Raw genomic sequence first — 4,917 nt, forward strand, 5'->3', positions numbered from 1 at the left:
ACGAACACGTCCGCCGCCCGCAGCACGCCGATCTGCGGGAACGACGGCGCCACGGTGAAATTCTCCGGCACCGCCCCGAGTTCGCCCGCGTCGACCGCACCGGTGGCGAGCACGACTCGCCACGGCGTGTCGGCGAACGAGGCCACGCAGGTGCGGAAGAACTCCGGCCTGCGGGTGTGCGCGGTGCCCAGCGAGATGTAGAGCAGCGGCGAACCCGGCGGCGTGAACGGTTCTTCGTGGCGGTCGAGGGACGGCCCGACGAATCGGACCCCCTCGTCGAACTCGTCACCACCGGGCTGGAACGCGCGGGGTGCGAACACGATGGTCGTTCCCGCGGGTGATCCGGCCATCGGATCGGGTAGCGACACCCCGTGTTCGGCGGCGAACGCCGCCATCTCGGATCGGACCGCTACCAGCCGCGGGTGGCCGAAGTCGAACCGCTCCGGCATGAACGTCCCGCCGCCCAGGAGATTCGTGCTCAGCGCGATGCCGCGCGCACCCAGCTTCTCCGCGATCATCGAGCCGAACGGGCTGATCGCGTCGAAGCACACCACGTCCGGCCGGTCGAGGCCGAAGTGCTCGACCAGCACGGGCAGGTCCGCGCGGATCTCGGCGAGCACGCCCTCCAGCAGCACCGCGAGTTGTTCGGCGCCGAAGGATTCGCCGCCCGCACCGGGTTCGGCCACCGGCAGCGCACCGGGCAGCCGGACCGGCTCGGCACCCGCCTGCCGCACCGTGTGCAGCATCCGCTCCCCGGTGGCGAAGCTGACCCGGTGCCCGCGGCGGACGAGCTCGGCGACCAGCGGCAGCGTCGGGTTCACGTGCCCCGGTGCGGGTGGGGCTTCGAACGCGATGTGGCTCATGCGCCGCTTCGCTCGCGGAGGAACTTCAGCGCGGTGTCGGCGTGCGTGCCCATGTTGAACTCGCTGCGCACCGTTTCCAGCAGCGTGCGGTCCTGGCCGATGACGAAGGTGTGCCGCTTCACCGGCAGCGGACCGAACCGGCGCTTGACGCCGAAGATCCGCGCGACGGCCCCGTCGGTGTCGGACAGCAGCGGGTACTGGAACGAGTTGGTGCGGGCGAACTCCGCCTGCTTGTCGACGGGGTCGGTGCTGATGCCCACCGGCTGCGCCCCGAGCTCGGCGAACTCCGCGGACAGGTCGCGGAAGTGGCAGCTCTCCGCGGTGCAGCCCGAGGTCATCGCCGCCGGGTAGAAGAACAGCACCACCGGGCCGTGCGCGAGCAGTTCGGAGAGCTTGCGTTCCGCGCCGTGCTGGTCGGGCAGTGCGAAGTCGTCGATCGTCGCGCCGATGTGCATCCGGGCTCCTCGAAGTCGATCGCGGGTGATCCACCGTGGAGTTTGCCGCATCCGGGCCACGGGTAGGGCACGGCCAAGCGGCACCGCAGCACAGCGGTGCTTCACCGATCGACACGGAGGTTGTGCGATGAGCGCCAGTCTGAACGGCGCGAAGGTGGCGTTCCTGGTGGCCCAGGACGGCATCGAGCAGGTGGAGCTGACCCAGCCGTGGAAGGCCGTGCAGGACGCGGGCGGCACACCCGAGCTGGTGTCGGTGGCGCCCGGTTCGGTGCAGGGCCGGGACGGCCTGGAGAAGGCGGACACGTTCACCGTGGACAAGGTCGTCAGCGAGGTCTCGCCGGACGAGTACGACGGCTTGGTGCTGCCCGGCGGTGTGGCGAATCCGGACGCGCTTCGCACCGAGCCGAGCGCGGTGCGCTTCGTCGGCACCTTCTTCTCGCAGCAGAAGCCGGTCGCCGCGATCTGCCACGGCCCGTGGACGCTGGTCGAGGCGGACGTGGTTCGCGGCCGCCGGGTCACCTCCTACCCGAGCCTGGCCACGGATCTGCGCAACGCGGGCGCGGAATGGGTCGACGAGGAGGTCGTCGTCGACTCCGGCCTGGTGACCAGCCGCAACCCGAACGATCTGCCCGCGTTCTGCGACAAGCTCGTGGAAGAGGTCGCCGAGGGCAAGCACCGCGCGCAGGCCCGCAGCGCTTGATCCGGCCCGCGCGCATCGCGCGGCGGATCGGAGGCCCTGAGATTTAATTGGAGTGGTCGATGAAACTCGCGTTCCTGCAAGACGTCTACGAACGCCGCGGGCCGTTCGCGACGGTGTACCTGGACACCTCGGCGGATGCCGAGGACGCGAAGAAGGCCGTGCAGCTGCGGTGGCGTTCGGCGCGTGAGCAGCTCACCGACCAAGGTGCCGACGAGGACACGCTGCGCGCATTGGACGACACCGTCGATCGGCACGAGTACCGCACCGGCCGCCGCGGCCAGGTGCTGGTCGCCACCGGCGGCGAGGTCGTGTTCAACGAGGAGCTGCCGGAACCGCCGACCGACGCTTCCGACGACGAGAAGGTGCACTACGGCACGCTGCCGCACCTGATGCCGTACCTGCGGCTGCGGGCTTCCAAGATCCCGCACGTCGTCGCGCTGGTCGATCACGTCAACGCGGAGCTCACGATCGCCCCGGCGGGCGGCGAGCCGCAGACCCGGCGGGTTCAGGGCGGTGAGCACCCGGTGCACAAGGCCCACGTCGGGGGCCACGACGAGAACGAGAAGCGCTTCCAGCACGCGGTCGAGGAGCAGTGGCAGCACAACGCCCGCGAGGCCGCCGACGAACTCGCCAAGCAGGCGATGCGCATCGGCGCCGAAGCGGTCGTGCTGGCCGGTGATCCGCAGCAGCGCAAGCTCGTGCACGAGGCGCTGCCGGACAACATCCGGGAGCGCACGGTGCAGACCGAGGCGAGCCACCTGGATCGCAAGGCGTCCGGCGAGAGCTTGCGCCGCGAGGTCGACGACACCGTGGCGCACGCCGTGGAGGCCCGCGCGAACGAGACGGTGCGCGAGTTCGAGCAGGAACGCGGCAGGCACGAACGCGCCGTCGAAGGCTGGGAACGCGTGATCGGCGCCCTGCAGCGCGGCCAGGTCCGGACCCTGCTGTGGTCCCGCCCGGAGTCGGTGACCTGGCTGCACGTCGGTCCGCTGCCGAACCAGATCGCGCTCGAGCAGCGCTCGCTCACGGACATGGGCGTGGCGAGCCCCGGCACCGCGCCCGCGAGTGCGGCGACCGCGTGGGCGGTGGCGGGCACCGATGCCGAACTGGTGCTGGTCGATCCGGAGAAGGTCGAGCTCGACGGCGGAGTCGGCGCGATCCTGCGCTACAGCGACGGCTGAGGGCCTGCCGCGGAACGTGAACCGAGACCCCGCGTCGAAAGGGGAAAGCATGACGACGACGCGTGAGACGCTGAAGGCTTCGCTGTCCGGCGTCGATTTCCCGGCGAGCAAGGACCAGCTGGTCGAGTTCGCCAACAACAACGGTGTCGACGAGGAGACCGTGCGGGCGCTGCGGGCGATGCCGCCCGCCGACTACGACAACGTCACCGAGGTGGTGCGCTCGGTCCCGCTGGAGCGGGGCGAGGAGGAGGGCCAGTCGGATTCCGACAAGGCTCAGCAGAACCGTCAGCCGCAGAAGGGCGGCTTGGCCGAGCACCAGGCCGAGGTCCCGGCGAACCCGATCGTCGAGGAGTTGGGGGAGAACCGGGGCAGCTGAGCCGGTTGCGCTCGGTCTTTCCGCGATCGAGCGAGTTCAGCGCGCTGGAGGCGCCGGGCTGATCCCCGGCGCCTTCGGCATGTCCGGCCCCGTCCGGCTCGTCCTCTCCGAGTGAACGGCCTGTTCGTCCAATCTAGTGGGACCAACGGTCCGTTCACTCGGAAAATCGACACGCCCGCGCCTTACCCGGCCGGGGATCGTGTGTTCGGAGTGAGCGGACCGTGCCCCCGGGAAGAGCGGGCGAACGGGTCCCGCACTTCGGAAAGTCCGGCCGACGAGATCGCGGAATTCGCTATGCTGCCGGGGCGGGGAGGGCTGACCGAGGGGGAGCCTGAGTTGAACCGGCCCACGATCATCGACATCGCGCGCCGCGTGGGCGTGTCCAAGGCCGCGGTGTCCTACGCGCTCAACGGCCGCGCGGGTGTTTCGGCCGCGACGCGCGAACGCGTCCTCGACGTCGCCGCCCAGCTCGGCTGGGAGTCCGGCGGCCCGGCCCGCACTCCGGCCGCGGACCGCACCGGCAGCGTCGGCGTCGTGCTGTCCCGCCCGCCGGACGAGCTGCGGTCCGATCCGCTCGTGGTGCAGTGGTTGTCCGGGGTGGAGGCCGCGTTGGCGCAGCACGGCTTGTCGTTGCAGCTGGCGCTGACTCCGGACCAGGACGCCGAGCTGCTGACCTATCGCCGCTGGTGGGCCGAGCGCCGCATCGACGGCATGATCGTCACCGACCTGCGCGCCTGCGACCCGCGCCCGCAACTGCTGCGCGAACTCGGCATTCCCGCCGTCGTCGTCGGTGACCACGAGCGCTTCGGCAACGTCGCGGTGCTGCGCCACATCGAGCGCGAAGAGGTGCACGCCGTCGTCGATCACCTGGCGTCGCTGGGGCATCGCCGGATCGGCCACGTCCAAGGCGGTCCCGATCTGCAGCACACCCAGCACCGCAGCGCCGCGTTGCGCGGGCGGGTGCGCGAACGCCTCGGCACCGACCTGGTCAAAGCCGAGGCCGACAGCACCGAATCCGGTGGTGTGCGGGCGAGTTGGCGGCTGCTGGCCGCGGACCCGCCGCCCACGGCGATCGTCTACGACAGCGCGGTGATGGCGGTCGCGGTCGTGGCGCGCTCCGCCGAGCTCGGCACCCGCGTTCCGGATGAGCTCGCGGTGCTGTCCTGGCAGGACTCGATGCTGTGCCGGGTCGTGACGCCGCAGGTGACCGCGCTCGCGCAGGACGACGAGCAGAACGCGGAGGCAGCGGTGCACCTGCTGCTGGAGCTGATCGAGACCGGCACGGCCGACGACCTGGAACTTCCGCCGCGGGTGCTGGTCCCGCGGGCGAGCACCGAAGGCA

6 protein-coding genes are annotated in these 4,917 nt (G+C 71.0%); 4 read left to right on the forward strand and 2 right to left on the reverse strand.

What is annotated here, in order from left to right:
* Together IJH84_RS23220 and IJH84_RS23225 are read right to left on the reverse strand one after the other, a co-directional pair.
* A partial coding sequence (locus tag IJH84_RS23220; protein ID WP_295148990.1) for a glycosyl transferase occupies positions 1–863 on the reverse strand: 863 nt, incomplete at its 3' end.
* The gene (locus IJH84_RS23225) at positions 860–1,318 is read right to left on the reverse strand and encodes a peroxiredoxin (RefSeq protein WP_295148993.1); all 459 of its coding nucleotides are present in this window, start codon (positions 1,316–1,318) and stop codon (positions 860–862) included. The genes IJH84_RS23220 and IJH84_RS23225, both read right to left, overlap by 4 nt.
* Positions 1,319–1,445: 127 nt before the next feature.
* Here IJH84_RS23225 and IJH84_RS23230 point away from each other — a divergent pair, with 127 nt between their 5' ends.
* The 4 genes from IJH84_RS23230 to IJH84_RS23245 all read left to right on the forward strand — a co-directional run.
* Entirely contained in the window at positions 1,446–2,018 is a 573-nt protein-coding gene (locus IJH84_RS23230) for a type 1 glutamine amidotransferase domain-containing protein (protein WP_200071326.1), read from the forward strand.
* A 59-nt stretch (positions 2,019–2,077) separates the two neighbouring features.
* Positions 2,078–3,199 carry a Vms1/Ankzf1 family peptidyl-tRNA hydrolase gene (locus IJH84_RS23235; protein WP_295148997.1) on the forward strand — a complete coding sequence of 374 codons (1,122 nt, stop codon included), beginning with the start codon at positions 2,078–2,080 and terminating at the stop codon, positions 3,197–3,199.
* Positions 3,200–3,248: 49 nt separating this feature from the next.
* Complete coding sequence (locus tag IJH84_RS23240) at positions 3,249–3,575, forward strand: DUF2795 domain-containing protein (RefSeq protein ID WP_295149000.1); 327 nt, start codon at positions 3,249–3,251, stop codon at positions 3,573–3,575.
* A 336-nt stretch (positions 3,576–3,911) separates the two neighbouring features.
* Positions 3,912–4,917 (forward strand): LacI family DNA-binding transcriptional regulator (locus tag IJH84_RS23245; protein WP_295149003.1); only part of this gene is annotated, 1,006 nt, incomplete at its 3' end.

Source organism: Saccharopolyspora sp., assembly GCF_017434145.1.
In the GTDB taxonomy this organism is placed as follows: domain Bacteria; phylum Actinomycetota; class Actinomycetes; order Mycobacteriales; family Pseudonocardiaceae; genus Saccharopolyspora_C; species Saccharopolyspora_C galaxeae.